This is a genomic window from Variovorax nitratireducens (assembly GCF_051216545.1).
Taxonomy (GTDB): domain Bacteria; phylum Pseudomonadota; class Gammaproteobacteria; order Burkholderiales; family Burkholderiaceae_C; genus Variovorax.
On the sequence record NZ_JBPJZO010000011.1, the window covers coordinates 150,431 to 174,789 of the forward strand.

At 68.0% G+C, this 24,359-nt stretch carries 20 protein-coding genes; 3 read left to right on the plus strand and 17 right to left on the minus strand.

The genetic code is table 11. From position 1 onward, the window contains the following. Positions 1-21: 21 nt before the first annotated feature. The 5 genes from ACSFA8_RS22195 to gabT are packed head-to-tail and all read right to left on the minus strand — an operon-like array spanning position 22 to position 5,638. Positions 22-843 carry an ABC transporter permease gene (locus ACSFA8_RS22195; RefSeq protein WP_435481644.1) on the minus strand — a complete coding sequence of 274 codons (822 nt, stop codon included), beginning with the start codon at positions 841-843 and terminating at the stop codon, positions 22-24. A gap of 19 nt (positions 844-862) precedes the next feature. Then, positions 863-2,119 carry an ABC transporter permease gene (locus tag ACSFA8_RS22200; RefSeq protein ID WP_435481645.1) on the minus strand — a complete coding sequence of 419 codons (1,257 nt, stop codon included), beginning with the start codon at positions 2,117-2,119 and terminating at the stop codon, positions 863-865. Positions 2,120-2,159: 40 nt separating this feature from the next. Then, entirely contained in the window at positions 2,160-3,188 is a 1,029-nt protein-coding gene (locus ACSFA8_RS22205) for a polyamine ABC transporter substrate-binding protein (protein WP_286544968.1), read from the minus strand. A gap of 37 nt (positions 3,189-3,225) precedes the next feature. Further along, the gene (locus ACSFA8_RS22210) at positions 3,226-4,320 is read right to left on the minus strand and encodes an ABC transporter ATP-binding protein (protein ID WP_435481646.1); all 1,095 of its coding nucleotides are present in this window, start codon (positions 4,318-4,320) and stop codon (positions 3,226-3,228) included. Between the two features lie 25 nt (positions 4,321-4,345). Beyond that, the gene (gene gabT / locus ACSFA8_RS22215; protein ID WP_435481647.1) at positions 4,346-5,638 is read right to left on the minus strand and encodes a 4-aminobutyrate--2-oxoglutarate transaminase; all 1,293 of its coding nucleotides are present in this window, start codon (positions 5,636-5,638) and stop codon (positions 4,346-4,348) included. A 160-nt stretch (positions 5,639-5,798) separates the two neighbouring features. Here gabT and ACSFA8_RS22220 point away from each other — a divergent pair, with 160 nt between their 5' ends. The 3 genes from ACSFA8_RS22220 to ACSFA8_RS22230 all read left to right on the plus strand — a co-directional run bounded on the left by ACSFA8_RS22220 (position 5,799) and on the right by ACSFA8_RS22230 (position 10,975). Continuing rightward, the gene (locus tag ACSFA8_RS22220; protein ID WP_435481648.1) at positions 5,799-7,226 is read left to right on the plus strand and encodes an aminotransferase-like domain-containing protein; all 1,428 of its coding nucleotides are present in this window, start codon (positions 5,799-5,801) and stop codon (positions 7,224-7,226) included. A gap of 109 nt (positions 7,227-7,335) precedes the next feature. Continuing rightward, positions 7,336-9,963, plus strand: a complete 2,628-nt coding sequence (gene alaS, locus ACSFA8_RS22225; protein WP_435481649.1) for an alanine--tRNA ligase — start codon at positions 7,336-7,338, stop codon at positions 9,961-9,963. Between the two features lie 4 nt (positions 9,964-9,967). Next, positions 9,968-10,975 carry a 2-dehydropantoate 2-reductase gene (locus ACSFA8_RS22230; protein WP_435481650.1) on the plus strand — a complete coding sequence of 336 codons (1,008 nt, stop codon included), beginning with the start codon at positions 9,968-9,970 and terminating at the stop codon, positions 10,973-10,975. A 22-nt stretch (positions 10,976-10,997) separates the two neighbouring features. On the opposite strand, the gene ACSFA8_RS22235 is transcribed toward ACSFA8_RS22230, so the two are convergent. The 12 genes from ACSFA8_RS22235 to ACSFA8_RS22290 form a co-directional block, all read right to left on the minus strand. Beyond that, positions 10,998-13,721: a CoA-binding protein gene (locus ACSFA8_RS22235; protein ID WP_435481651.1), complete on the minus strand. Its 2,724-nt coding sequence runs from the start codon at positions 13,719-13,721 to the stop codon at positions 10,998-11,000. A gap of 16 nt (positions 13,722-13,737) precedes the next feature. Then, a complete protein-coding gene (locus ACSFA8_RS22240) occupies positions 13,738-15,036 on the minus strand; it encodes an ATP citrate lyase citrate-binding domain-containing protein (protein WP_435481652.1) in 1,299 nt (432 codons plus the stop codon). Between the two features lie 139 nt (positions 15,037-15,175). Then, positions 15,176-15,925 (minus strand): transporter substrate-binding domain-containing protein, encoded by a 750-nt coding sequence (locus ACSFA8_RS22245; RefSeq protein ID WP_435481653.1) that lies wholly within the window; start codon positions 15,923-15,925, stop codon positions 15,176-15,178. 14 nt (positions 15,926-15,939) lie between these two features. Continuing rightward, positions 15,940-16,287: a hypothetical protein gene (locus ACSFA8_RS22250; protein ID WP_435481654.1), complete on the minus strand. Its 348-nt coding sequence runs from the start codon at positions 16,285-16,287 to the stop codon at positions 15,940-15,942. Positions 16,288-16,361: 74 nt separating this feature from the next. After that, positions 16,362-17,357 carry a D-2-hydroxyacid dehydrogenase gene (locus ACSFA8_RS22255; protein ID WP_435481655.1) on the minus strand — a complete coding sequence of 332 codons (996 nt, stop codon included), beginning with the start codon at positions 17,355-17,357 and terminating at the stop codon, positions 16,362-16,364. Continuing rightward, positions 17,354-18,319, minus strand: coding sequence for a Bug family tripartite tricarboxylate transporter substrate binding protein (locus ACSFA8_RS22260; protein WP_435481656.1), 966 nt, complete (start codon positions 18,317-18,319; stop codon positions 17,354-17,356). The genes ACSFA8_RS22255 and ACSFA8_RS22260 overlap by 4 nt, the downstream gene beginning before the upstream one ends. Before the next feature lie 32 nt (positions 18,320-18,351). Next, complete coding sequence (locus ACSFA8_RS22265) at positions 18,352-19,140, minus strand: class II aldolase/adducin family protein (protein ID WP_435481657.1); 789 nt, start codon at positions 19,138-19,140, stop codon at positions 18,352-18,354. 16 nt (positions 19,141-19,156) lie between these two features. Next, a complete protein-coding gene (gene tcuB, locus ACSFA8_RS22270; RefSeq protein ID WP_435481658.1) occupies positions 19,157-20,350 on the minus strand; it encodes a tricarballylate utilization 4Fe-4S protein TcuB in 1,194 nt (397 codons plus the stop codon). Next, positions 20,337-21,743 carry an FAD-dependent tricarballylate dehydrogenase TcuA gene (tcuA, locus tag ACSFA8_RS22275; RefSeq protein ID WP_435481659.1) on the minus strand — a complete coding sequence of 469 codons (1,407 nt, stop codon included), beginning with the start codon at positions 21,741-21,743 and terminating at the stop codon, positions 20,337-20,339. Before tcuA ends, tcuB begins: the two co-directional genes overlap by 14 nt. 78 nt (positions 21,744-21,821) lie before the next feature. After that, on the minus strand, positions 21,822-22,748 hold the full coding sequence (locus ACSFA8_RS22280; protein ID WP_435481660.1) for a LysR family transcriptional regulator: 927 nt from the start codon (positions 22,746-22,748) through the stop codon (positions 21,822-21,824). 6 nt (positions 22,749-22,754) lie between these two features. Further along, on the minus strand, positions 22,755-23,570 hold the full coding sequence (locus ACSFA8_RS22285; RefSeq protein WP_435481661.1) for a substrate-binding domain-containing protein: 816 nt from the start codon (positions 23,568-23,570) through the stop codon (positions 22,755-22,757). Between the two features lie 8 nt (positions 23,571-23,578). Next, positions 23,579-24,346, minus strand: coding sequence for a class II aldolase/adducin family protein (locus tag ACSFA8_RS22290; RefSeq protein WP_435481662.1), 768 nt, complete (start codon positions 24,344-24,346; stop codon positions 23,579-23,581). Between the last annotated feature and the right edge of the window lie 13 nt (positions 24,347-24,359).

Genomic DNA, 24,359 nt, shown 5'->3' on the forward strand with positions numbered 1-24,359 from the left:
CAGCCAGCCGGCTATCCTAGATCAGCGTCGGCGGCCACGCAGCCACTCAAGTACCAGCAGCAGACTGGTCGTGAACACGATCAGCAGCGTCGCGACGGCCGCGATGGTCGGCGAGATGTTCTCGCGGATGCCGGTGAACATCTGGCGCGGCAGCGTGACCTGGTCGGGCCCCGCCAGGAACAGCGTGACCACCACTTCGTCGAACGAGGTGGCAAAGGCGAACAGCGCGCCCGAAATCACGCCCGGCGCAATCACCGGCAGCGTGATGCGCATGAAGGTGTTGAATGGCGTTTCGCCCAGGCTCAGCGACGCGCGCACCAGGTTGTGGTTGAAGCCGGCCAGCGTGGCGAGCACGGTGGTGAGCACGAAGGGCGCGCCCAGTGCCGCGTGCACCACGATCAGGCCGAAGTAGGTGTCGGCCAGCCCGATCGGTGCGAAATTGAGGTACGCCGCCACGCCTACCACCACGATCGGCACCACCATCGGCGAGATCAGCACGCTCATGAGCAGGCCCTTGAACGGGAAATTGGTGCGCGAGAGGCCTACCGCCGCCAGCGTGCCGAGCACGGTGGCGACCACCGTCGCGGCCGGCGCAACGATGAAGCTGTTGCGCGCCGCGCGGCCCCATTCGGGCGACTGGAACAGGTTTTCGTACCACTTGAGCGACCAGCCCGGGATCGGATAGGCCAGGAAGGAGCTGCTCGAAAACGACAGCGGGATCACGACCAGGATCGGCGCCAGCAGAAAGGCCAGCACCGCGACACAGAGCGCGCGCACCGCCCACCAGCCGAGCTTGTCGGCAAAGGTCGAGTAGGCGGGAAATTCGGGGAGAAGCTTCGGCATGGAGGTCTTTCGTGCGGCTTCAGCCCAGGCTCAGGTCGGCCTTGCCGATGCGGCGGTACACCGCATAGAGCACCAGCGTGGCGGCCAGCAGCAGGGCGCCGAGCGCACAGGCCATGCCCCAGTTGATTTCCACATTGGTGTAGCGCGCGATGTAGTAGCTCAGCATCTGGTCGTCGGCCCCGCCCAGCAGTGCCGGCGTGACGTAGTAGCCGATGGCCAGGATGAACACCAGCAGCGCACCGGCGCCGATGCCCGGGTAGGTCTGCGGCACATAGACGCGGAAGAACGCCACCAGCGGCGGACTGCCGAGCGACACGGCCGCGCGCTGGTAGGTCGGCGGCACGCTTTTCATCACGCTGTAGAGCGGCAGGATCATGAAGGGCAGCAGGATGTGCACCATCGAAATGATCACGCCCGTGCGGTTGAACAGCAGCGCCAGCGGCTGGTCGATCAGGCCGATGCCGATGAGGCCGCGGTTGACCAGGCCTTCGGACTGCAGCAGCACGATCCAGGCCGCCACGCGCACCAGGATCGAGGTCCAGAACGGCACCAGCACCAGGATCATCAGGATGTTGGCCTTGCGCGCCGGCAGCGTCGACAGCCACCAGGCCAGCGGATAGGCCAGCAGCAGGCAGAAGAAGGTGACCACGGCGCTGATGTGGAACGTGCGCAGCAGGATGCCGCCGAAGGCGCGCTGGTCGGGCGGCATGCGCTCGACGCTGCCGGCCGCATCGCGGCGCAGGTCGACCGAGGCCAGCAGGTAGTCGGGGGTCCAGCGCGATCCGTTCTTGGCGATCGCCTGCCAGAATGGCGGCTCGGCCCAGCGCGGGTCGAGTTCGAGCATGCGGGCCTTGACCTCGTCCGGCGTGCCGGCGATCGGCAGCGCCCGAAAGGTGCCCATCACCAGCGAGCGGGCGCCAGCGATCTCGGTGTTGAGGCGGCGCGCCAGCGCGCCGGCGTCCGAACTGTCGGCCAGCTGGCCGAGGTCGGACGCGATGGCGGCAAAGGCCTGGGGCGGTGGCGTGTCCTTGCGGTTCCAGTCGTCGAGCGCCCGCACCGTGCGCGGCAGCGCGTTGGCCACTTCCGGGTTTTCCACGGCACGCTGCAGCAGCGCGACGATCGGCACCAGCATCGTCAGCAGCAGGAACACCAGCAGCGGTAGCGTGAGCGAAAAGGCGCGCCATTTGCGGCGCGACTCGGCACGCGCCAGCGCGCGCCGGAGTTCGCCCGGCGGCGCGTCCGCCAGGGTCGGGGTGGTCAACGTTGCCGAACTCATTGAAAGACCTCCGCGCTACGCGCTGCGCCGCTCATGCCGCTTACTGCGTGGCCCAGGATGCGAAGCGCTTCTCGAGCGCCTCGCCCTGGTCGGCCCAGAACGCGACGCTGAACTGCAGCGCTTCCTTGGCGTTCGACGCCGAGGTCGGCAGGTCGTCCAGCACCTTCTTGTCGAGCGACGCCAGCGCCTTGGTGTTGGTCGGGCCGTAGGCGATGTTGTTCGCATACACGGCCTGGTTTTCGGGCTTCATTGCGAACTGGATGAACTTGAGCGAAGCATCCTTGTTCGGCGCGCCCTTCGGGATCACCCAGTAGTCCAGGTCATAGATGCCGCCGGGCCAGTAGATCTTGAGGTTGCGGCCTTCGCGGTTGGCAGCGTCGATGCGGCCGTTGTACACGGTGGTGAGCACCACGTCGCCTGCCACCAGGAATTGCGGCGGCTGCGCGCCGGCTTCCCACCACTGGATGTTCGGCTTGAGTTCGGTGAGCTTCTTGAAGGCGCGTTCGGCACCGTCCTTGGTGGCCAGCACCTTGTAGACGTCGGCCGGCTTCACGCCGTCGGCCATCAGCGCGAACTCGAGGTTGTAGCGCGCACCCTTGCGCATGCCGCGCTTGCCGGGGATCTTCTTCACGTCCCAGAAATCGGCCCAGCTGGTGGGGGCGGTCTTGAGCTTTTCGCCGTTGTAGGCCATCACGGTCGACCACACGAACACGCCGACGCCGCATTCGGTGACGGCAGCGGGCAGGAAGTCGGCCTTGTTGCCGATCTTCGAATAGTCAAGCTTTTCGAACAGGCCTTCGTCGCAGCCGCGTGCCGCATCGGGCGACTCGACTTCCACCACGTCCCAGGTCACCTTCTTGGTCTCGACCATGGCCTTGATCTTGGCCTGCTCGCCGTTGTACTCGACCGGAATCACCTTGGTGCCGGTCTTCTCGTAGGGCTCGTAGTAGGCCTTCTTCTGGGCGTTGGCGTTGGCGCCACCGAAGTTGACGACGGTGATCTGCTGCTGTGCGAGCGCCGGCAGTGCGAACACGGCGGCGAGGGCGCAGGTGAGAAGTGTCTTTTTCATGATGGAAGAGTCCTTATGGGTTGGCGGAAAAAATCAATCAGGGAAGGTAGATGCGCGCATGCGCGACCGGCAGTTCGAGCGAGACCCGCTCGCCACCCTGCGGCGGTGCGGCGCCCTGCAGGCCGGTGAGCGGCAGCTTGACGGTGGCGTCGGCCTGGCCGCCACCCAGGCTGCACAGCAGCCGGAGGTGGTCGCCGTAGTAGATGACGCGCGTCACTTCGGCCGCGAGCATGTTGCGCGTGGCAGCGTCGGATCCCCGATGCAGCACCACGCGCTCGGGGCGGATGCACAGTTCGACCGCGGCGCCGACGGCTGCGCCGCCCACGTTCAGCCCGTCCAGCACGCGGCCGTCGGGCAGCGCCATGGTGGCCACGTCGCCGCCGGCCTGCAGCGTGCCCTTGAGCACCGTGTTGTCGCCGACGAAGCCGGCAACGAAGCGGTTGGCGGGCATCTCGTAGAGGCGGTCGACAGTGTCGAGCTGCTGGATTACGCCCTCGTTGAAGACCGCGACGCGGTCGCTCATGGTCAGTGCCTCGCCTTGGTCGTGCGTCACGTAGACGAAGGTCACGCCCAACTGGCGGTGCAGTTCCTTGAGCTCGAGTTGCATGTGTTCGCGCAGTTGCTTGTCGAGCGCGCCGAGCGGCTCGTCCATCAGCACCAGTTGCGGCTCGAACACCAGCGCGCGCGCCAGCGCCACGCGCTGTTGCTGGCCCCCCGAGAGCTGGCCCGGCAGCCGGTCGGCCATGCCCTTCAATTGCACCATGTCGAGTGCGCGTTGCACCCGCTTTTGCTGCTCGTCCTTGGCCACCTTGCGCACCGTGAGCGGATAGGCCACGTTCTGGCCCACGCTAAGGTGCGGGAACAGCGCGTAGTTCTGGAACACCATGCCGAAGTGCCGCTTGTGCGGCGGCGTGCGGGTGATCTGCCGCCCCTCGAGCAGGATGTCGCCCGAGGTGGGCGACTCGAAGCCCGCGAGCATCATCAGCGTGGTGGTCTTGCCCGAGCCCGAGGGGCCGAGCAGGCTCAGGAACTCGCCGCGATGGATGTCCAGGTCGAGCTGGCGCACCACCAGGTGCTCGCCGTCGTAGGTTTTCTGGACGCGCTGGAATCGCACCAGGGGTTCTTCGGTCATGGGGGTGTTCACAGAGGGGGGTCGATCAGCGCAGCGCGGCGAAGCTGTCCGCCAGAAGCGCAAGGCCTTCGTCCACTAGCAAGTCGGATGCCGTCAGCGGCACCAGCACGCGGATCACGTTGCCGTAGGTGCCGCACGACAGCAGGATCAGCCCGCGCCGGGCCGCCTCGGCGACCACCTTGCGGGTGAGCGCGGCGTCGGGCCGGGCCGTGTCGCCTTGCTCGAACAGTTCGATGGCCACCATCGAACCGAGTCCGCGCACGTCGCCGATGGCCGGCTCGTCGGCCGCGATGCGGCGCAGGCCCGCGGTCAGCCGTTCGCCCAGCGCCTTGCTGCGGGCCAGCAATTGCTCGTCGTCGAACACCTTGAGCACCGCGAGCGCGGCGGCGCAGCCGATCGGGCTGCCGGCATAGGTGCCGCCGAGGCCGCCGGGTGCCGGCGCGTCCATCACCTCGGCGCGGCCCACGACGCCCGAGATCGGGAAGCCGCCGGCCATCGACTTGGCGGTGGTGATCAGGTCGGGCGCCACCGGCCACTGCTCGCTAGCAAACCAGGTGCCGGTGCGGCCGGCGCCGGTCTGCACCTCGTCCGCGATGATCAGGATGCCGTAGCGATCCGCCAGCGCGCGCAGGCCTTCGACGAAGTCGTTCGGCGCCACATAGAAGCCACCTTCGCCCTGCACCGGTTCCAGGATGAAGGCCGCCACGCGCTCGGGCTCGATGTCGTTCTTGAACAGCAGTTCGACCGAGTGCAAAGCATCGTCTACGCTCACCCCGTGCAGCGCGTTCGGGTACAGCGCATGAAACACCTCGCCCGGGAAGGGGCCGAAGCCGACCTTGTAGGGCGCGACCTTACCGGTGAGGCCAAGCGTCATCATGGTGCGGCCATGGTACCCCCCGGTGAACGCAATCACACCGGGGCGGCGCGTGAAAGCGCGCGCGATCTTCACCGCGTTCTCGACCGCCTCGGCGCCGGTGCTGAGGAAGATCGACTTCTTCGGAAAGTTGCCGGGCGCCAGCGTGTTCAGCCGCTCGGCCAGCTCGACGTACGGCTCGTAGGCCAGCACCTGGAAGCAGGTGTGCGAATAGAGATCGACCTGGGCCTTCACGGCGGCGCTGATCGCGGGATGGCAATGGCCGGTGTTCAGCACCGCGATGCCGCCGGCGAAGTCGATGTAGCGCCGGCCCTCGACGTCCCAGACCTCAGCGTTGCTGCCGCGGCTGACGAAAATTTCATGGGCCTGGCCGACGCCGCGGGCGACGGCGGCGGTGCGCCGTGCCATGAGGGCGGCATTGCTGAGATGGGGTTCGCGCTGCATGGAATTCTGTGTCCGGATGGATGGGATGCCGGCACTGTAGGTTTTGCAGGGTGGCGCTGCCATGTACACCCGGCACGATCGGCCGGTGGACTGTGCTGGTCTTGTATCCTGTACATACTTTCCTCAATATGGTGCACGCCGGTTTGCCGAGGCCCTCTCGATGCTCATTCTTCGCCCCGAATCGCCGACACCTCTGGTCAGCCAGATCGTGGAGGGGCTGCGCGGGTTGATCGGCAGCCAGAAGCTCAAGGCCGACAGCAAGCTGCCTTCGATCCGGGCCTTTGCCGCGGCGCACAACGTCAGCGTCTTCACCGTGGTCGAGGCCTACGACCGGCTGGTGGCCCAGGGCCTGCTGGTCTCGCGGGCCAACGCGGGCTTCTTCGTCAAGCGGCGCAGCGACGAAGGTGGCGGAGCGGCCAGTGCACCGCGCGCCGACCCGCGCTTCGATGCGCGCTGGTATCTGCAACAGATCTTCGAGAACAGCAACCTGCCGCTCAAGCCGGGCTGCGGCTGGCTGCCGCACGACTGGCTGTTCGAGGACGGCGTGCGCCGCAGCCTGCGCCAGCTCGCTTCCGACGGCGCCGACATCGGCGGTTACGGCCTGCCGTACGGCCACATGGCGCTGCGCATGGCGGTGGCCGAATCGCTGTCGGAGCGGCAGATCCAGGTGGAGGCGCCGCAGGTGCTGCTGACCCAGGGTTCGAGCCAGGCGCTGGATCTGGTTGCACGCCGGCTGCTGAAGCCGGGCGATGCAGTGCTGGTGGACGACCCGGGCTACCCCAACCTGATGTTCATGCTGCGCTTCCTGGGGGTGGAGCCCATTGGCGTGCCGCGCACCCCCACGGGCTACGACCTGCCGGCGCTGGAAGCCCTGCTGGCGATTCATCGGCCCAAGGCCTTCTTCACCCAGCCGCGCCTGCAAAGCCCGACCTGCTCCATGGCGGCGCTGCCGCAACTGGTACGGCTGCTGCAGCTGGCGCAGGCGCACGATTTCGTGCTGGTCGAGAACGACATCTATGCCGACATGGACGCCTCCATGCGGCCATCGCTCGCAAGCCTCGCCCAGTTGCGGCAGGTGGTGTACGTGAGCAGCTTCTCCAAGAGCATCTCGCCGAACCTGCGGGTCGGCTATGTCGTTGCCGAGCCCGAACTGCTGGGCGACCTGGCCCAGCTCAAGATGGTGTCGGGCCTCACCTCGTCCGACATCACCGAGCGCCTGGCCTTCGGCGTGGTGACCGACGGCCGCTGGCGCAAGCATCTCAAGGCGCTGCGCGACCGGCTGGCGCACGCCCATGGCACCGTGGCGCGCCGGCTGGAAGCGCGGGGCTTCGAGCTGTTCCACGAGGCCGCGGCGGGCATGTACCTGTGGGCCCGCCATCCGGACATCGCGGACAGTGCCGAGCTCTCGCAGCGCGCCGCCGGCGAGGGCATCATGCTCGGCCCGGGGCAGTTGTTTCTGGTGAATCCGCGCCCGACCGGGTGGTTGCGCTTCAACGTGGCCTTCAGCGAAGACGAGCGTTTGTGGCGTTTCCTGGAGCGCAGCGTGGAGCAGCAGAGCGGGGAACTCGCGGCGCAGGGCGAAGACTGAGGGCTTCGGGCGCCCCGGGGCCTTGGAACAGGCCCCAAACCTATAATCGAATGTTCAAGCAAATCAAGCATTTAGGCGCGTTCCCGCGCCTGCGCAGAACCAGATCCCGATGAGCCAGCCCACCTTCACCGTCGCCGACATCCGCAAGACTTTTCTCGACTTCTTTGCCTCCAAGGGTCACACGGTGGTGGCCTCGAGCCCGCTCGTGCCCGGCAACGATCCGACCCTGATGTTCACCAATTCGGGCATGGTGCAGTTCAAGGACGTGTTTCTCGGCGAAGACAAGCGTCCCTACGTGCGCGCGGCCTCGGTGCAGGCGTGCCTGCGCGCCGGCGGCAAGCACAACGACCTGGAGAACGTGGGCTACACGGCGCGGCACCACACCTTCTTCGAGATGCTGGGCAACTGGAGCTTCGGCGACTACTTCAAGCGCGAGTCGCTCAAGTGGGCCTTCGAGCTGCTGACCGAGGTCTACAAGCTGCCGGCCGAAAAGCTCTGGGCCACCGTCTACATCGAAGACGACGAGGCCTACGACATCTGGACGAAAGAGATCGGCCTGCCGCCCGAGCGCGTAGTGCGCATCGGCGACAACAAGGGCGGCCGCTACATGTCCGACAACTTCTGGATGATGGCCGACACGGGGCCCTGCGGCCCGTGCTCCGAAATCTTCTACGACCACGGCCCCGGGATCGCCGGCGGCCCGCCCGGTTCGCCCGATGAAGACGGCGACCGCTACATCGAGATCTGGAACAACGTGTTCATGCAGTTCGACATGCAGCCCGACGGCTCGGTCAAGAAGCTGCCCGCGCCCTGCGTCGACACGGGCATGGGCCTGGAGCGCCTGGCCGCGATCCTGCAGCACGTGCACAGCAACTACGAGATCGACCTGTTCGACAAACTCGTCAAGGCCGCATCCCGTGAAACCGGCGAGAAGGATCTGAACCACAAGAGCCTGCGCGTGATCGCCGACCACATCCGCGCCACCGCGTTCCTCGTGGCCGACGGCGTGATCCCGTCGAACGAAGGCCGCGGCTACGTGCAGCGCCGCATCATCCGCCGCGCCATCCGCCACGGCTACAAGCTGGGCCAGAAGAAGCCGTTCTTCCACAAGCTGGTGCCCGACCTGGTGGCGATGATGGGCGAGGCGTATCCCAAGCTCGTGGCCGATGAGAAAAAGATCTCCGAGACGTTGAAGGTCGAAGAAGAAGGTTTTTTCCGAACCATTGCCAACGGTATGGCCATCCTTGAGGGCGAATTACACGAAGGCGTGAAAACGTTGCCTGGCAAGGTGGCTTTCACACTGCATGACACCTTCGGTTTTCCGCTCGATCTGACGCAAGACGTTTGTCGTGAGCGTGGAGTTGCGGTCGACGAGGCCGGCTTCTGGACGGAAATGGAGGAGCAGAAGGAGAAGGGCCGGGGCGGAAATATTTTCCAGCAGAGGCGCAAGGTTGAATACACCGGCGCGGGCAACACCTTTACCGGCTACGAACACCTCGAAGAAAGCGCCAACGTCGTCGCGCTGTACTTCGAAGGCGCCGCCGTGCAGGAACTGAAGGAGGGCCAGCCCGGCATCGTGGTGCTCGACAACACGCCGTTCTATTCCGAGAGCGGCGGTCAGGTCGGGGACCAGGGCCTGCTCACGGCCGAGGGCGTGCAGTTCGGCGTCGACGACACGCAGAAGATCAAGGCCGATGTGTTTGGCCATCACGGCACGCAGACGCAGGGCACGCTGAAGGTCGGCGACAGCGTCAAGGCCGCGGTCGACGGCGCACGGCGCGCCGCCACCATGCGCAACCACAGCGTCACCCACCTGATGCACAAGGCCTTGCGCGAAGTGCTCGGCGAGCACGTGCAGCAGAAGGGCTCGCTGGTCGATGCCGACAAGACGCGTTTCGACTTCGCGCACAACGCCCCGGTCACGCCCGCGCAGATCCTCGAGATCGAGAAGCGCGTCAACGCCGAGATCCTGGCCAACGTGGCCACGCAGGCGCGCGTTATGGACATCGAGTCGGCCCAGAAGACCGGCGCGGTGATGCTGTTCGGCGAGAAGTACGGCGAGACCGTGCGCGTGCTGGACATCGGCTCCAGCCGCGAGCTGTGCGGCGGCACGCACGTTTCGCGCACCGGCGACATCGGCCTGTTCAAGATCACGAGCGAAAGCGGCGTGGCGGCGGGCGTGCGCCGGGTCGAGGCGATCACCGGCGCGAATGTGCTGGCCTATCTGCAGGATCTCGAATCGACCGTGCACACGGCCGCGCAAACCCTGAAGGCGCCGGCCGCCGAACTGCAGGGCCGGCTCACGCAGGTGCTCGACCAGGTGCGCACGCTCGAACGCGAAGTGGGGTCGCTCAAGGGCAAGCTCGCTTCGTCCAAGGGCGACGAGCTCGTGGCGCAGGCGGTCGACGTCAACGGCATCAAGGTGCTGGCCGCCAAGCTCGATGGCGCCGATGCCAAGACGCTGCGCGACACCATGGACAAGCTCAAGGACAAGCTCAAGACCGCCGCCATCGTGCTGGCCGCTGTCGATGGCGGCAAGGTGCAGATCGCGGCCGGCGTCACGGCCGACACCATGGGCCGCGTGAAAGCCGGCGAGCTGGTCAACTTCGTGGCGCAGCAGGTCGGCGGCAAGGGCGGCGGCAAGCCCGACATGGCGATGGCCGGCGGCACCGATCCGGCCGGCCTGGCCGCGGCGCTCAAGTCGGTGCAGGGCTGGGTCGCCGAGCGCGCAAACTGATTTCATGACAGCCGGCGCCGTACTCGTGATGGGTGCCGGCAGCGTCGGCTGCTATGTCGGCGGTTGCCTGGCGGCGGCCGGCGTGCCGGTCACGCTGGTGGGTCGGCCGCGCGTGCTCGACGCCATCGCGCAGCAGGGCCTCACGCTCAGCGCCATCGACGGCACGGCGCACAGCGTGCCGGCCAGCGCGCTGCGCTTGGCCGGTGCCGTGCCGGTCGATGCGGCACCGTCCCTGGTGCTGCTGTGCGTGAAGAGCAGCGCCACCGCGGAGGCCGCGGCCGAACTGGCGGCGGTGTTGCCCCCCGGAACGCTGGTGCTGTCGCTGCAGAACGGCATCTCCAATGCAGCCGTGGCATCGGCCGCGGCGCCGTCGCTCAAGGTGCTGCCCGCGATGGTGCCGTACAACATTGCCGAGCTCGCACCGGGCGCGTTCCACCGCGGCACGGTCGGGCGCCTCGCGGCACATGACGATGCGCTGCTGCTGCCCTGGCTGCCGGTGTTCGAGCGCGCCGGCGTGCCGCTGGATCTGCGCGCCGGCCTGCTGGCGATCCAATGGGGCAAGCTGCTGCTGAACCTCAACAATCCGGTCAATGCGCTGTCGGGTCTGCCGCTGCGTGACGAGCTGCTGCAGCGCGGCTACCGGCGCTGCCTTGCCGCTCTGATCGACGAGGCCATGGCCGCGCTCGATGCGGCCGGCATCGCGCCGGCCCAGCTTGCCGCGGTGCCGGCGCGCCGCCTGCCGACGGTGCTGCGCCTGCCCACCTGGCTGTTTCGCATCGTCGCCGCGCGCATGCTGCGCATCGACGCCAAGGCCCGCTCCAGCATGGCGGACGACCTGGCGCTCGGCCGGCGCACCGAGATCGACGCGTTCTGCGGCGAGGTGGTGCGGCTCGCGCAGGCCAACGGTCTCGCTGCGCCGCGCAACGCCAAGATGGTGGCGCTGCTCGACGTGTGGCCGGCGCAGCCGCAGCGGCTTGCACCCGGCCAGCTCTGCCGGCAACTGGCGCTCTGAGCCGCTGCCCACCCGCGCAGGGTCACGCGAAGAACTTGCAGAGCGACGCGGCGGTGCGCGTGTCCATGTTGCGGCCGCGGTTCAGGTGATCGTCGATCTCGGCGGCGCAGCCTAGCATGCGCGGGTACAGGAAGATCGTGAAGGCCGCCGTTTCCAGATCGCGCTCGCCGATCTCGCCGGCCTGCAGCGGCTTCCACAGCATCTTCAGCAACAGCGCTGCGATCACGGCGTCGATGTTCACGCAGTAGACGTTGCGTGACACGCCGGCATCGAACAGCTGCTGCACCAGCGCGCGGTAGAACTGGTGGAACACGTTGGTCTCGCCGCGCCGGTCGAACAGCTCGGCGATGAAGACTTCGCGCGGGTCGTGGTTGACTGGCTTGTCCTTGAACACCGGGTGGTTCACGCCGGGCAGCTTGGCGATGTCGAGGCTGCCGAGCGTCTTTTTTTGCTTCTTGTAGTGCGCGTACTGTTCGACCGCCCGGACCGCCAGCGCCTGCAGATCGACGCCGTGCTGCTTGCTGCTCGGGTCCTTCAGGCCGCTGTCCTTGAACTGGTCATTCAGGTAGGCAATGCCTTCGTAGCCATTGCCGCCGTGCGCGTAGCCGGTGTGCGTGAGAAAGCCGACCAGCGCCTTGTTCAGTTGCACGCGCTCGGGCTGCTCGGGCCCGTCGGCCGACACCGCGCCCTTGGCGCCCTGTGCCGAGATGGCGCCCGGGCCGTTGGTGAGCAGCAGGCCCACCAGCGTCTGGAACGCGAACAGGTCGTCTTCGCCCGGCGTGTGGCCGAGCAGCGCGGCAAAGGCGATCTCGCCGAGGCTCAGCGAGTTCAGCATCTGCTGTTGCGGGATGCCGCAGAAGGCATCGGGCGTGTGCTTCGACGCACCGGCCGACGCACCGATCAGCGTGCCGAACAGCTGCAGCCACCACGGAAAACTCTCGGCCGTGATACGCGAGATGCGCTTGCGCGACAACGGCCCCCAGGCCAGAGTGGCAGAGATCGCTGCCAGCACCGCAGCTTCGGTCGGATGGCCGCCAAGGTGCTGGAGCCAGCGCAGGAACACCGAGCGGCCACCGCGCGCCGCGACGCCGGCCATCAGCGCCTCGGCGCGCGCGTCGGGCACGTTGGTGGTCATCGCGGGCAGGTTCGAGGTGTCGACCTTGCCGAGGTCGAAAGCCTCGTTCAGCGACGCACCGAACTCGTTGCCGAGGCCGGCCGCATGGAAGCGTTCGATCATCACGTGCAGTGCCGCACGTGCGGCCTCCTGCCGCTTCGGCCCGACGATGGACGCCGCTGCGGCCAGCACAGCGTTGGGCGCATTGCCGGCCTCGCGGCTGGCCTCGGCCGCCGCAAGCTCGGGCCGGCCGTACAGGTTGATGTAGGCCGCGACCGTTGGCGCGATGAGCCGGCGGTCGTTCTCGCCGCCGGCGTCGTGCACCAGCGCCAGCGCCACGTTCGATTCGAGCGGTAGCGTGGCCGCGTCGAGCATGCTCATGCCGTGCAGGCTGCTCACCTGCGTCTTCGCGTCCATCTGCGAGGCGCCTGACGCGTCCTTCATGGCCTGGCGCGGCACCACGCCGCCGATCTGCGTGTTGAGCACCGCCACCTGTTCGTTGTAGGGCGCCAGCGCCTCCACCACGGGCAGGCGCAGTTCATCCGGCAGGTCGAGCCCTTCGTCGGAGCCGAACCACGGCTTGAGCGCGAGGTTGCCCTCGGGCGCGAAGTCGGGCAGGGTGGCATTGGCCCGCATCACTGCCGTGAGCGCGGCCGGTATGTGGGCGATGTTGGCCACCACCGCACCCTTGGCCGATACCACCGGGTTCTCGGGGGTGAACAGCGCATCCACGCCGAACTTCTCCATGAACCAGCGTTCCTTCGCCTGCGCGTCGTCGCTGCCGCCGGCCATGGCGCCTGCATGGCCCACGGCGCGCGTGAGCTTGCTCTTCCAGCGGCCGACCACGCAGGCCACGACCGGCTTGGTGAACTTCGCCTCGAGTTCGTAGAAGCCGCCCGGCTCGCAGTACAGCACCGCCGCCTTGCTGCGCGCATCGTTGGCCAGCGCAAACGCGAACTCCGGCGCGGCGTAGTGGATGTAGACATCCTTGCCGCTGCTGACGACCGTGGTGGTGCCCCAGCCGGCCATGCGCAGGTACTGCGCGATGGTGGTCGAGAAGCCGCCCGAGTTGGAGAAGATCGCGATTGAGCCCGGCCGCAGCGAATCGCCCGGGTTGTCGCCGCCGAGCGCGCCACCGATGCGCACCTGGTTCCACGAGTCGGCCACGCCGAGCCCGTTGGCGCCGAAGATGTCGATGCCGTGCTGCTGGCCCATGGCGCGGATCTCGCGCGCGTCGTGCACCGAAATCTTCTCGGTGATGATGAAGATCTTGCGCAGGTCGGGGTTCACGCGGATCAGCTCGGCCACGCCATCGCGCGCCGCCGAGGGCGGCAGGTACACCACGCCGCAGTTGAAGCGGTGGCCCGCGGCCAGCGCGTCGCGCACGTTGTTGAACACCGGGATGTTGCCGATGCTGGTTTCGAGCACGGCGCCGCCCTTGCCGGGCGCGGTGCCGCAGACCACGTTGCCGCCCGAGTAGACGTGGCTCACGGGCGTGACTTCGCTCGATTCGCCGCCCAGGATGTTGAGCACGCAGACGCGGTCGTCGCGCGATGCGACCTGCGTGAGCGAACTGATGCCGACGTGGTACTTGAAGCCGCCCACGCCCTTGTTCTGCCAGTTGTTGTGCATGATGTTTCCTCGTGCTTCAGGCGGTGACGGTGGCTGTGGCGGGAGCGGTGATGCCCAGGCGTGCCGCAACCTGCGCGCGGCCCCCGGCCTTCATCCAGGTGTCGACCTTCTTGGCGAACTGGATCACCTCGCTCATGTCGGAGTCGAAGCCGAACAGCCGGTAGGGCAGGCCCAGTGCATCGCAGGTGTCGCGCAGCGCACCCATGCCGCGCACCAGGTTCGGCCCGCCGCGACCCACCACCACGTAGAGCGGCGTCGGCCCGTGCGCGCTGAAGTGTTCGCGCAGCGCATCGGCCATGGCGCGCAGCGTCTCGAAGATGTCGGTGTTGTTGCTCTTGCCACCGATGATGAACAGCACGTTGGCTTGCCGCAGCCAGTGCTTGAAGCAGATGCGCGCCACCTCCTTCATCTTTTCGTAGGGCGGGTTGCCGCCGAAATCGGAACTGATGATCGCGTCGTCGCCCAGCATCTCGGTGACCAGCGAGTTGGCGCCGCCGCCGAAGGTCGGCGCCAGCACTGTGCCGCGGTCGTTGATCACGTACACGTCGCTCTGGCCCTGGTGGGTGCGCAGCGTGTTGATCTCCTGCTCGAAGCTGGAGTAGTCGGCGGCGAACAGGTGCGGCGGCAGCTTGAGCCGCAGCCAGCGCGGGTCGTCGCGGTCGAAGCCGCACTTGAAGTCGCAGGCCACCGGCGTGAGCCGGCCCTTCTTGTCCTCGCGCATGCGGATCGGGTTGAGCTCCAGCGTGGTCATGCCGAAGTTGTGGAACAGCTCCCACAGCTTGGGCAGCTGCTGTACCAGCGGCGAGATGATTTCTTTCGGTGCGCCGATTTCGGTGAGCGCGTTGGCCACCACGAAGGCCTTGAGCCCGGTAAGCGGGTCGAACGGCACCATCGCCACCTGGCTCTTGTCGAGCTCCTCGATGTCCATGCCGCCCATGTGCGTGAGCGTCATCATCGGCGCGCGGAAACGGGTCGAGTCGCTAATCGAGAAATACACTTCGTGCTTGGCCGGCACGCCAGCCTCGAAGGTCACGCCGTTGGCCTTGGCCTTGACGTGGCCGACCTGGTGCTCCGCGAAGTACAGGCGCTCTTTTTCGGCCAGTGCGGTCTGCAGGTCTTTGGCGCGGCCCAGCAGGCCGGCCTTGCCTTTCTTGCCGATGCCGCCCTTGAACACGGGCTTGATGAAGATCAGGCCGTATTTGTCGATCAGGGCCTTGATCTCTTCTTCACTCGCGCCGGGCCCCAGCACTTCGGAGGCGGGGAAGCCCGCGAACTCGAGCAGGCGGGCGCCCTGCAACATACCGGTGATCTGCATGGCTGATGTCTCCTTCGATGGTGGAAGAACAAGGCACGGTCGCGCGCCGGACATGCAGCCCGGATGCCGTGCTGCTGTTCATCGTAGAAACCGAAGCTGACGATCAGCCGTCCAGAAAATCAGGGAAAACGCGCGGTATTCAGGCCGAAGCAGGGGCGACGGTACCGCCCACGATGCCGTGGCGCTGGAGCGAATCCGCCACGAAGCCGCTGGCCTTCATGGCTTCCACGAAGTCTGCGAGCACGGCGGCCGGCTCGGCGCCGCGATCCGCCGGCAGGCCCATGGCCTGCTGGATCACCATGAAGCGGCCGGGCAGCAGGCGCAGCGCAGCGTGCTGCTGCGCCCAGTCTTCCAGCAGCTTGCGGATGCCTGCGGCCACTTCGACCTGGCCTGCCTGCAGCGCCGCGAGCACGGCTGGCGCGTTGGCTACGCGCTCGATCGTTGCCTGCTTCAGTTCGCGCGTCAGGAACAGGTCGTAGGCGCTGCCCGAGCCCACGGCCACGCGCGTGCCGGCGCGGTCGACTTCGTCATTGTGCTCCAGGGCGGAGCCTTGCGGCACCAGGTAGCTGCCCTCGATCAGCACGTAAGGCGCGCTGAAGCGCAGGCCCTCGCCGCGCGCCGGGTCGATCGCGAAGAAGCCGATGTCGGCCGCGCCGTTCTTCACGGCATCGACCGACTGCGCGGCCTTGTCGAACACCACGAGTTCGATCGGCAGCCCGAGCCGCGCGGCCAGTGCGCGCGCCAAGTCGATCGAGACACCGACCGGCTCGCCGCTGGCCTTGTCGCGGTTGGCGAGGATCGGGTTGCCGAGGTTGATGGAGGCGCGCAGCACGCCGGCGGGTGCAAAGGCGCGTGCCAGGCCGGGGGCGATCGGTGCGGTGCTCTTCATGCTTCTTGCGCCGCTCAGTTGCGCCAGGTGCCGCGCTCGCGCAGCACGATCTTGCGGCCGTCGTGCACGATCAGCCAGCCGTCGCTGCCGACGAAGTAGCTCACATTGCCGTTGTAGAACTGGTAGCCGGTCGGGTCGCAGCCTGGCGGGCAGGCGCGCATGCCGGGCTTGCCGGTCAGGTTGATGCGGCTGCCGTTGCGGTTGTGCGTGCCGGCATAGGCGAACTGCTCGCAGTCGGTCACGCGCTCGCCGCACAGTGGTGTGATCTCGACGGTGTAGCTGCGCGTCTCGAGCGTGGCCGCGTGCAGCGGGCCGAGTCCGGCAGTGAGGGTCAGGGCGAGGGTGGCAGCGAGTCGCTTCATGCGGGCTCCATGTCGGGTCTGGGAGCGGCCAGTGTATGCCGCTGCGCGGCGCCTGTGCAGCACGGCGGCCCGTGTCACGCGACCCGGTTGCGCAGCGGTTCCCCGGCCAGCCAGCACTGGAGGTTGTCGGTGAAAAGCTCTGCTACGCGCGCTTCGTTGCCGTCCGAAAAACCCGCGCTGTGGGGCGTGGCGATCACGTTGTCCAGTTGCCAGAGCGGCGATTCGGGCGGCAGGGGTTCGTGCGCGAAGACATCGAGAAAGGCACCGGCGAGGCGCCCCTTGGTCAGCGCCTCGACCAGCGCCGGCTCGTCGACCAGCTCGCCGCGCGCCACGTTGACCAGGTGCGCGCCGGGTGGCAGCAGTGCGAGCGCGCGCGCATCGACCAGGCCACGGGTTCGCTGCGTCAGCGGGCAGGCCAGCAGCAGCCAGTCGGCCCGGGGCAGCACGCGGCCGATCTCCTCGAAAGCCAGCGTCTCCACGTCTGCCGCAGCGGGCTCGGCACTGCTTCGAACGACCACCAGGCGAAGCCCGAGGAGCCGGAGCGAGGCCGCGACGTGCTGGCCGATCGGCCCCCAGCCGACGATCACGGCGGTCTGTCCGGCCAGGTCGCGCGGCAGGCCGGTGCCGATCAGCGGCGCCCAGTGGACCGCCCGCTGGGCGCGCATGAGTTGCGGAAAGCGCCGCGCCAGCGCCAGCAGCCCGGCCAGCGCGGTCTGCGCCACCACGGCGGCGTTGGCGCCCGACGAGGTGCTGACGGCCACGCCACGCGCACGCAGTTCCAGGTAGACCGGCCGGTCGGCGCCGGCCGAGTGCGCATGCACCCAGCGCAGGCTGGGCGCACCCAGCATCGCGTCGTAGAACGCCTGGGTCGCGGGCAGCACGGCATGCTTGGTGGACAGGCCCGTGACGTCGCGCGAAACGAAGGCAACGTCGGCATCAACCCCCGGTTGCGGCGCGACAAAGCGATGGTCGCGCGGTCCCGCCGCCGAGGCGATAGCGGCACCGGCTCGCTCGCGGGTGGCGTCCGACAGCAGGATGCGCAGCGGGGCTGTACCGGGCGCCTGGGTCATTCGGCCGTGGCACCAGACTCGCGCACGATGATCTTCCACTTCTCGTACTCGCGCTGGGTGAACTGGCCGAACTGGGCCGGCGTTCCGCCGACCGGATCGGCCCCCTCGCGGATCATCTGTTCTTCCAGCGAAGGCAGGATGTCGTTGACCGACTTGTTGAGCAGGGAGATCACCGGCGCCGGTGTGCCCTTGGGCGCGAAGAATCCGAACCAGGAGCCCGCGGCGAAGCCTGAAAAGCCTTTTTCCGCCACGGTCGGAATGCCCGGCAGGGAGCGCGAGGGCTTCTCGCTGGAGACGGCCAGCGCCCGCAGCTTGCCGGCGCGGATGTGCGAGATCACCGACGGGATGGTGGCGAACATGAACTGCAGGCGTCCGGCCAGCAGGTCGCTCAGCGCGGTGGCGCCCTTGTAAGGCACGTGCGTCGTCTCGGCCCCGATGCGCTTGCTGAGCATGTAGCTCGACAGGTGCGAGGAGGTGCCGGTGCCGGTCGAGCCGTAGTTGAGCTTGCCGGGGTTCGCCTTGGCGTAGGCCACGAATTCCTCGAAGGTGTTGGCCGGGATCGACGGGTTGACCACCAGCACGTTCGGTACGTCGGCGATCTGCACGATCGGCACCAGATCCTTCAGCGGGTCGTACGGCAGGTTCTTGTAGAGCGTCTGGTTCACGGCGATCGGGCCGACCGAGTTGACGATCAACGTGTAGCCGTCGGGTGCCGACCGCACCACGGCCTCGGTGCCGATGTTGCCGCCGGCGCCGGGCTTGTTGTCGATCACGAACGGCTGCTTGAGCTGCTCGCCCAGTTTCTGGGCGACCGAGCGCGCCAGGATGTCGGTGGTGCCACCGGCAGAAAAGGCGATGACGACGCGCACCGGCTTGGTCGGGTAGGTCTGCGCGCCCGCGGGCAGGGCGGCAATGAACGCAGACGCTGCCAGCAGGGCCGCGGGAAAAAGGGAAGTACGCATGGGTTTGTCTCTCTTGGTTGGAATCGCTTGGTTCAGTCGCGGTAGCCGGGATCCATCCGGTCGAGCTTGCGCAGCAGCGCAGGCCACTCCATGACGCCGTAGGGGCGGCGCGTTCCGGGCTGGTAGTTGCTCCAGGTCGCCTCCAGCACGTCCGGCGGCACCGGGCGGAACGGGCTGTTGCAGGCCATGGCGGCCAGCTGCGCGCGGCAGGCCAGCTCGAGCCGGTGCATCCAGTTGAAGGCCTCGCCCACCGTCCTGCCCACCATCAGTGCGCCATGGTTGCGCAGGATCAGCGCCTCGCCCTGGCCGAGGTCGGCGACCAGCGATGCCTGTTCGGCGGTGTCGAGCACCACGCCCTGGTACTCGTGGTAGCCGATCTTGAGGAAGCGCATGGCCGTCTGCGTCAGCGGCAGCAGCCCGCAGTCCAGCGAAGAGACCGCCATCGACGCCCAGCTGTGGGTGTGGATCACGCAGTCGACCTCCGGCCGCGCCGCGTGCACCGCGCTGTGGATCACGTAGCCGGCCTTGTTGACGCCGTAGCCGAGCGCGCCGAAGTCCGGCTTCGACAGGATGTTGCCGTCGTGGTCCACCTTGATCAGGCTGGAGGCCGTGATCTCCTCGTACATCATCCCGTAGGCGTTGATGAGGAAGGCGCCGTCCTCGCCCGGCACGCGGGCCGAGATGTGGTTGGCCATCATGTCGGCCATGCCGTAGTACTCGACCAACCGGTAGCAGGCGGCCAGGTCGACGCGGGCCTGCCATTCGGCCGCGGTGCACTGGTTCTTCATCGAGGGGATGGCAAGGGTGCCGGGCGTTGTCATGCGGATCTCCTGTGGGTCATTCGGCGGCCAGGCCGATCGGGCTGGGTCGGCGTTTTTCGATGGCGTGGCGCAGCAGCGACGCGGTGCGGAAGATGCCGTGGGCGAACTTGCCGTAGGGCAGGGTGGCAAACAGCGCCATCACCGCGCCCAGGTGCAGGCACAGCAGCAAGGCCAGCGCCGGCGTGCCGCGGCCCAGCCAGAGCGCAAGGCCGCTCGCGCTGGTCAGGAACAGCAGCGCGATGAAGCCCAGATCCATCGGTTTCTGCGCGGCGTCGCCGTGCAGCGGATCGCGCCGGCGGTTCAGCCACCAGAGACCGGCCGTGCCGGCCATCAGGCCGAGGCCACCGGCCACGCCGAGCAGCTTGGGCAGGCTCGGAAACTCGTAGGGTGCGATCCAGCCGAATACGTAGTGGTAGAGCGTGGCCACGCTGGTGGCCGCAAAGCACAGCAGGAAGCCGTAGAACGTGAGGTGGTGGAAGCGGCGGCGCGCCAGCGTGAAGGCGTCGTCCGCCTCGTTGCAGCCCTCGCCGTGGCCGCCGCCGAGGTACTTCAGGCGCAGCACCGCATCGGCGGCCTCGGCCGTGGCGGACGGGCTGAGCGCGGCCCCGCCGGTGGCGGGCGTCACGTCGCGCCAGAAGCGGCGCACGCCCATGGCCAGCGCCAGCGCGGAGAACAGGAACACGGGGGCGAACAGGCCGACCAGCAGGTTGTGCGGAAACAGCCGGTAGAAGTTGCCCTGCAACGTGTTGCCCCACAGCGGGCCGTTGGCGGCCACGCCCAGGATCAGGAACAGCGCCAGCCCCGCCGCCAGCGCGAGCGACAGCGTAAGGCCGTTGCGCTGGTAGAGCTTTCCGAGCGCTGGCGGCCACGCGTAGTCGGAGTAGGTCTGGCTGCGCACCTCGGCCATCGCCTTCGGCACATTGACGGCGAATTCATGCGGCGGCGCGTACTGGCATGCATGCAGGCAGGCGCCGCAGTTGTGGCAGAGATTGGCCAGGAAGTGGATGTCGGCCTTGCCGAACTCGAGCCGGCGCGTCATGGCCGGGAACACTGCGCAGAAGCCCTCGCAATAGCGGCAGGCGTTGCAGATCTGCATCTGGCGGCCGACCTCGGCCTCGCGCGCGCTCAGGATCGGGATCACCGTGCCGCCAGTGGCCGGGCCATTGGCCAGTGCGCTGGCTTCGCGCGTCAGGGCTTCAAGCGCTCGCATGTGCGGCCTCGCTCTTTGTTGCCAGCGCCGCCTGCGTGCCGGCGATGCGGCCGAAGGCCGTGCCGATCGCCATGCCGACGCCGGCGGTGTAGCCCTTGCCGAGCACGTTGCCGGCCATCATCTCGCCGGCCACGAAGAGGTTGGGGCTGGGCCGGCCGCCGAAATGCACGGCGGCCTGGTCGTTCACCTTGAGCCCGAGGTAGGTGAAGGTGATGCCGGGCTTCAGCGCGTAGCCGTAGTAGGGCGGCGTGTCGAGCGGGCGCGCCCAGTGCGTCTTGGCGGGCGCGAGGCCTTCGGTGCGGCAGTCGTCGAGCGCGGTGTGGTCGAAGCGGCCGGGACGGCAGGCGGCGTTGTAAGCCTCCACCGTCTGTACGAATGCCTGTTCGGGCAGGCCGAGCTGGCCGGCGAGTTCGGCGAGGGTGTGGGCCACGGTGCCGGGAAACACCGGTGGCATGAAGCGGCCGATCGCCTTCTGGTCGATGATCGAATAGCCGACCTGGCCCGGCTGCTGCGCCACCAGCCGGCCCCAGATCGCGTAGCGCTTGGGCCAGAAGTCCTCGCCCTCGTCGTAGAAGCGAAGACCTTCGCGGTTGACCACGACGCCGAGCGAGACGCAGTCGATGCGGGTGCAGATGCCGCCGTCGTAGAGCGGTGCGCGCGCATCGATCGCCACCATGTGCGCCTGCGTCGGATCGCCGATGGCATCGGCGCCGGCCTCGATCATGTGCTTGAGCAGCACGCCTTCGTTGAAGCGCGTGCCACGGATCAGGAAGTTGTCGGCCGGCCATTCGCCGCGCTCGTTCTGGCCCCACGCTTCGCGCAACCATGCGCGGTTCGATTCGAAGCCGCCTGCCGCCAGCACGCAGCTCTTTGCCGCGATGCGTTCGCCGCCGGCCGTGCGCGCGGCCACGAAGCGGTCGCCGTCGCGTTCGATCGTCGCGACCGGCGTGTCGTAGCGGATCTGCACGCCGAGCCGCTCGGCGCTGCGAAAGTAGGCATTGACCAGCGCCTTGCCACCGCCCATGAAGAACGCGTTGGTGCGCGCCACGTGCAGCGCGCCGGACAGCGGCGGCTGGAAGTGCACGCCGTGGCTGCGCATCCAGTCGCGGCAGTCCGACGAGGCGCGGATCGCGAGCCGGGCCAGGTGCTCGTCGGTGAGCCCGCCCGTTACCTTGAGCAAGTCCTGCCAGTACTCTTCTTCGGGGTAGGCGTCGATCAGCACGTCCTGCGGCGCGTCATGCATGCAGCGCAGGTTGCGGGTGTGCTGTGAGTTGCCGCCGCGCCAGGCGCGGGGCGACGATTCGAGCAGCAGCACGCTCGCGCCGGCCTCGCGCGCCATGAGCGCCGCGCACAGTGCGGCGTTGCCGCCGCCGATCACCAGTACATCGGTCAATCTTCTTGTCTCCGTGGGTTCCAGGAGACTGTAGGCACGTCGTGCGCCGGCCGAAAGGCCGATTGAGGCAACGGGTGTTCAGTTTTCGAGAAGACGCGCGCCGATCCACAGCCCGTTGCGCACCAGCCGGCGCGCGGTGTCGGCCATCACCACGCGCGCGGCGAGCGCGGCCGGCGAGAGTTCATCGTCCGACAGGCTGACAAGCAGGTTGCGGCGCCCGACGTGCGCGTCGGTGATCTGGCAGCGCACCACGTCCTCGGCCGAATGCCGGGCGGTCGCCGCACCCGGCTGGATGGTGGCGCCCTGGCCGGCGCGCACCGCGTCCATCAACAGTGCGAGGCCGTCGACTTCGGCCACGACGTTCGGCGCGACGCGCACTCGTGCGAACGCGGCCGTCAGCGCCACGCGCAATCCGTGGCTCGCGCTCGGCATGATGAGCGGCACGTCCGCGAGTTGCGACAGCCGCACCTTCGCGCCAAGGGGGCGCTGCGGGAGCGTCGGCGCGGAGATCACGAACAGCTTCTCGTCGAGCAGGGGCGCAACGCTCCAGCGCCGCGGCGTGGGGGTCTGGAACAGCACGGCCAGGTCGAGCTGGCGCGCCTCCAGCATGGTCGACAGATGGCCCGAGAGCGCCTCCACCATGTGCAGCCGCACGTCGGGGTAGCGCTCGCGCATGGCCTGCATCAGCGGCACGCCGAGCACCGAGGCCGTGGTCGGTGCCAGCCCGACGCTCACATGGCCCGACAGCCGCGCCTGCTGCGCGGCGTGCACCGCGCCTTCGGCATGGCGCAGCGTCAACTGGGCCTGGTGCAGGAAGGCCATGCCGGCATCGGTGGGCGTGACGCCGGTCGACGCGCGCTGCAGCAGGCGCGTGGACAGCTCGCTTTCGAGCCGGCTGATCTGCTGGCTCAGCGCCGAGGTAACGACGCCCAGCTCAACCGCCGCGCGCCCCATGCTGCGCAACTCGCACACCTTCACGAAGTAGCGCAGCTGGCGCAGCTCCATGCCGGTTCAGCGGGCGCGGGCCGGTTCGAGCCCGCTCTTCTTGATCACCGGCTCGGCGGCCGGCGAGATGAAGTAGGCGATCATCTTCTTCGCAGCCTCGGGCTCCTTCGAGGTGGTCGCGATGCCGGCCGAAAACACCGTCATGCGCTGCACCTCGGGCGGCAGCACGCCGACGAAATCGGTGCCGGCGATAGGCAGCAGTTCGCTCACCTGCTGCATGCCGAGTGCGGCCTCGCCGCGCGCCACGATGGTGCCTACCCGCTCGCTCAGGATGCGCTTGCTCTTGGGCTTGACCTCGGCCTCGATGCCCAGGTTCTTTAGCATCTCGGTTTCGTAGTAGGTGCCGCTGGCGCTGGCCGAATACGCGATCGACGGTGCCGCCAGCAGGGTGCGCTTGAGGGCCTCGACGGTGCTGATGTCGGGCTTGGGCGCGCCCTTTTTCACCGAGAAGCCGATCAACGAATGAACCAGGTCGACCTGGCTGCCCGGCACCACCTTGCCCTGGGCCACCAGCGCGTCGAGCGCCGGTCGCGCGAGGATCACCACGTCGACCGGTTCGCCGCGCGCCATGCGGCTCGGAATGGAGTCGGCAGCACCGCCCATCGAGGAACCGTAGGCCGTCTTGACGGTGTCGCCGCTCAGGCGTTCGTAGGCGGGGCGGAGCTCGTCGTAGGCGGCGGCAAAGCCGCCCGAGGTCATGACGTTGATCTCCTTCGGCGCCGGCTTCGCGCCCATGCCGGCACAGCCGGCCAGGGCCAGAGCCGCGGCCAGCAGCGCGGCGCGACGGGTAAGGGCGAAAGCGGTGGTGGAGAGAGGGTGCATGCTGCGCATCAGTCCTTGTAGCCCGGGTCGATCCGGTCGAGCTTGCGGATCAGCGACGGCCAGACGAAGCTGCCGCCGAGCCCACCGGTCTGCACCTTCATCGCATGGCCGACGCCTTCGACGATGCGCGGATCCACCTGCGTGAGTTCGCTGCCGCCCGACTGCGCGGCGATCTGGATCTGGCAGGTGTTCTCGAAGGTGTACATCGAGAGGAAGGCATCCGCGATGGTCTTGCCGCAGGTCAGCAGGCCATGGTTGCGCAGCATGAGGAAGTTGGCCTCGCCGAGGTCGGCCTGCAGCCGCACCTTCTCGTCGTCGCGGATCGCCACGCCTTCATAGCCGTGGTAGGCCAGCGAGGCCAGCACGAAGGTCGACTGCTGGCTGATCGGCAGCACGCCGTTTTTCTGCGCGCTCACGGCAATGCCGGCTTTGGTGTGGGTGTGCAGCACGCACTGGATGTCTTCGCGCACGGCATGCACCGCGCTGTGGATCACGAAGCCGGCCGGGTTGACGGGGTAGGGGGAGTCGATCACCTTGTTGCACTGCTGGTCGACCTTGACCAGGCTCGACGCCGTGATCTCGTCGAACATCAGGCCATAGGGGTTGATCAGGAAGTGGTGCTCCGGGCCGGGCACGCGCGCGGTGATGTGCGTGAAGACCAGGTCGCTCCAGCCGTACAGCGCGACGAGGCGGTAGCAGGCGGCGAGGTCGACGCGCAGTTGCCATTCCTCGGCGGAGACGAGTTGCTGGACTTCGGACTGGGTGGTGGCGTTCATGGGTTTCTCCTAG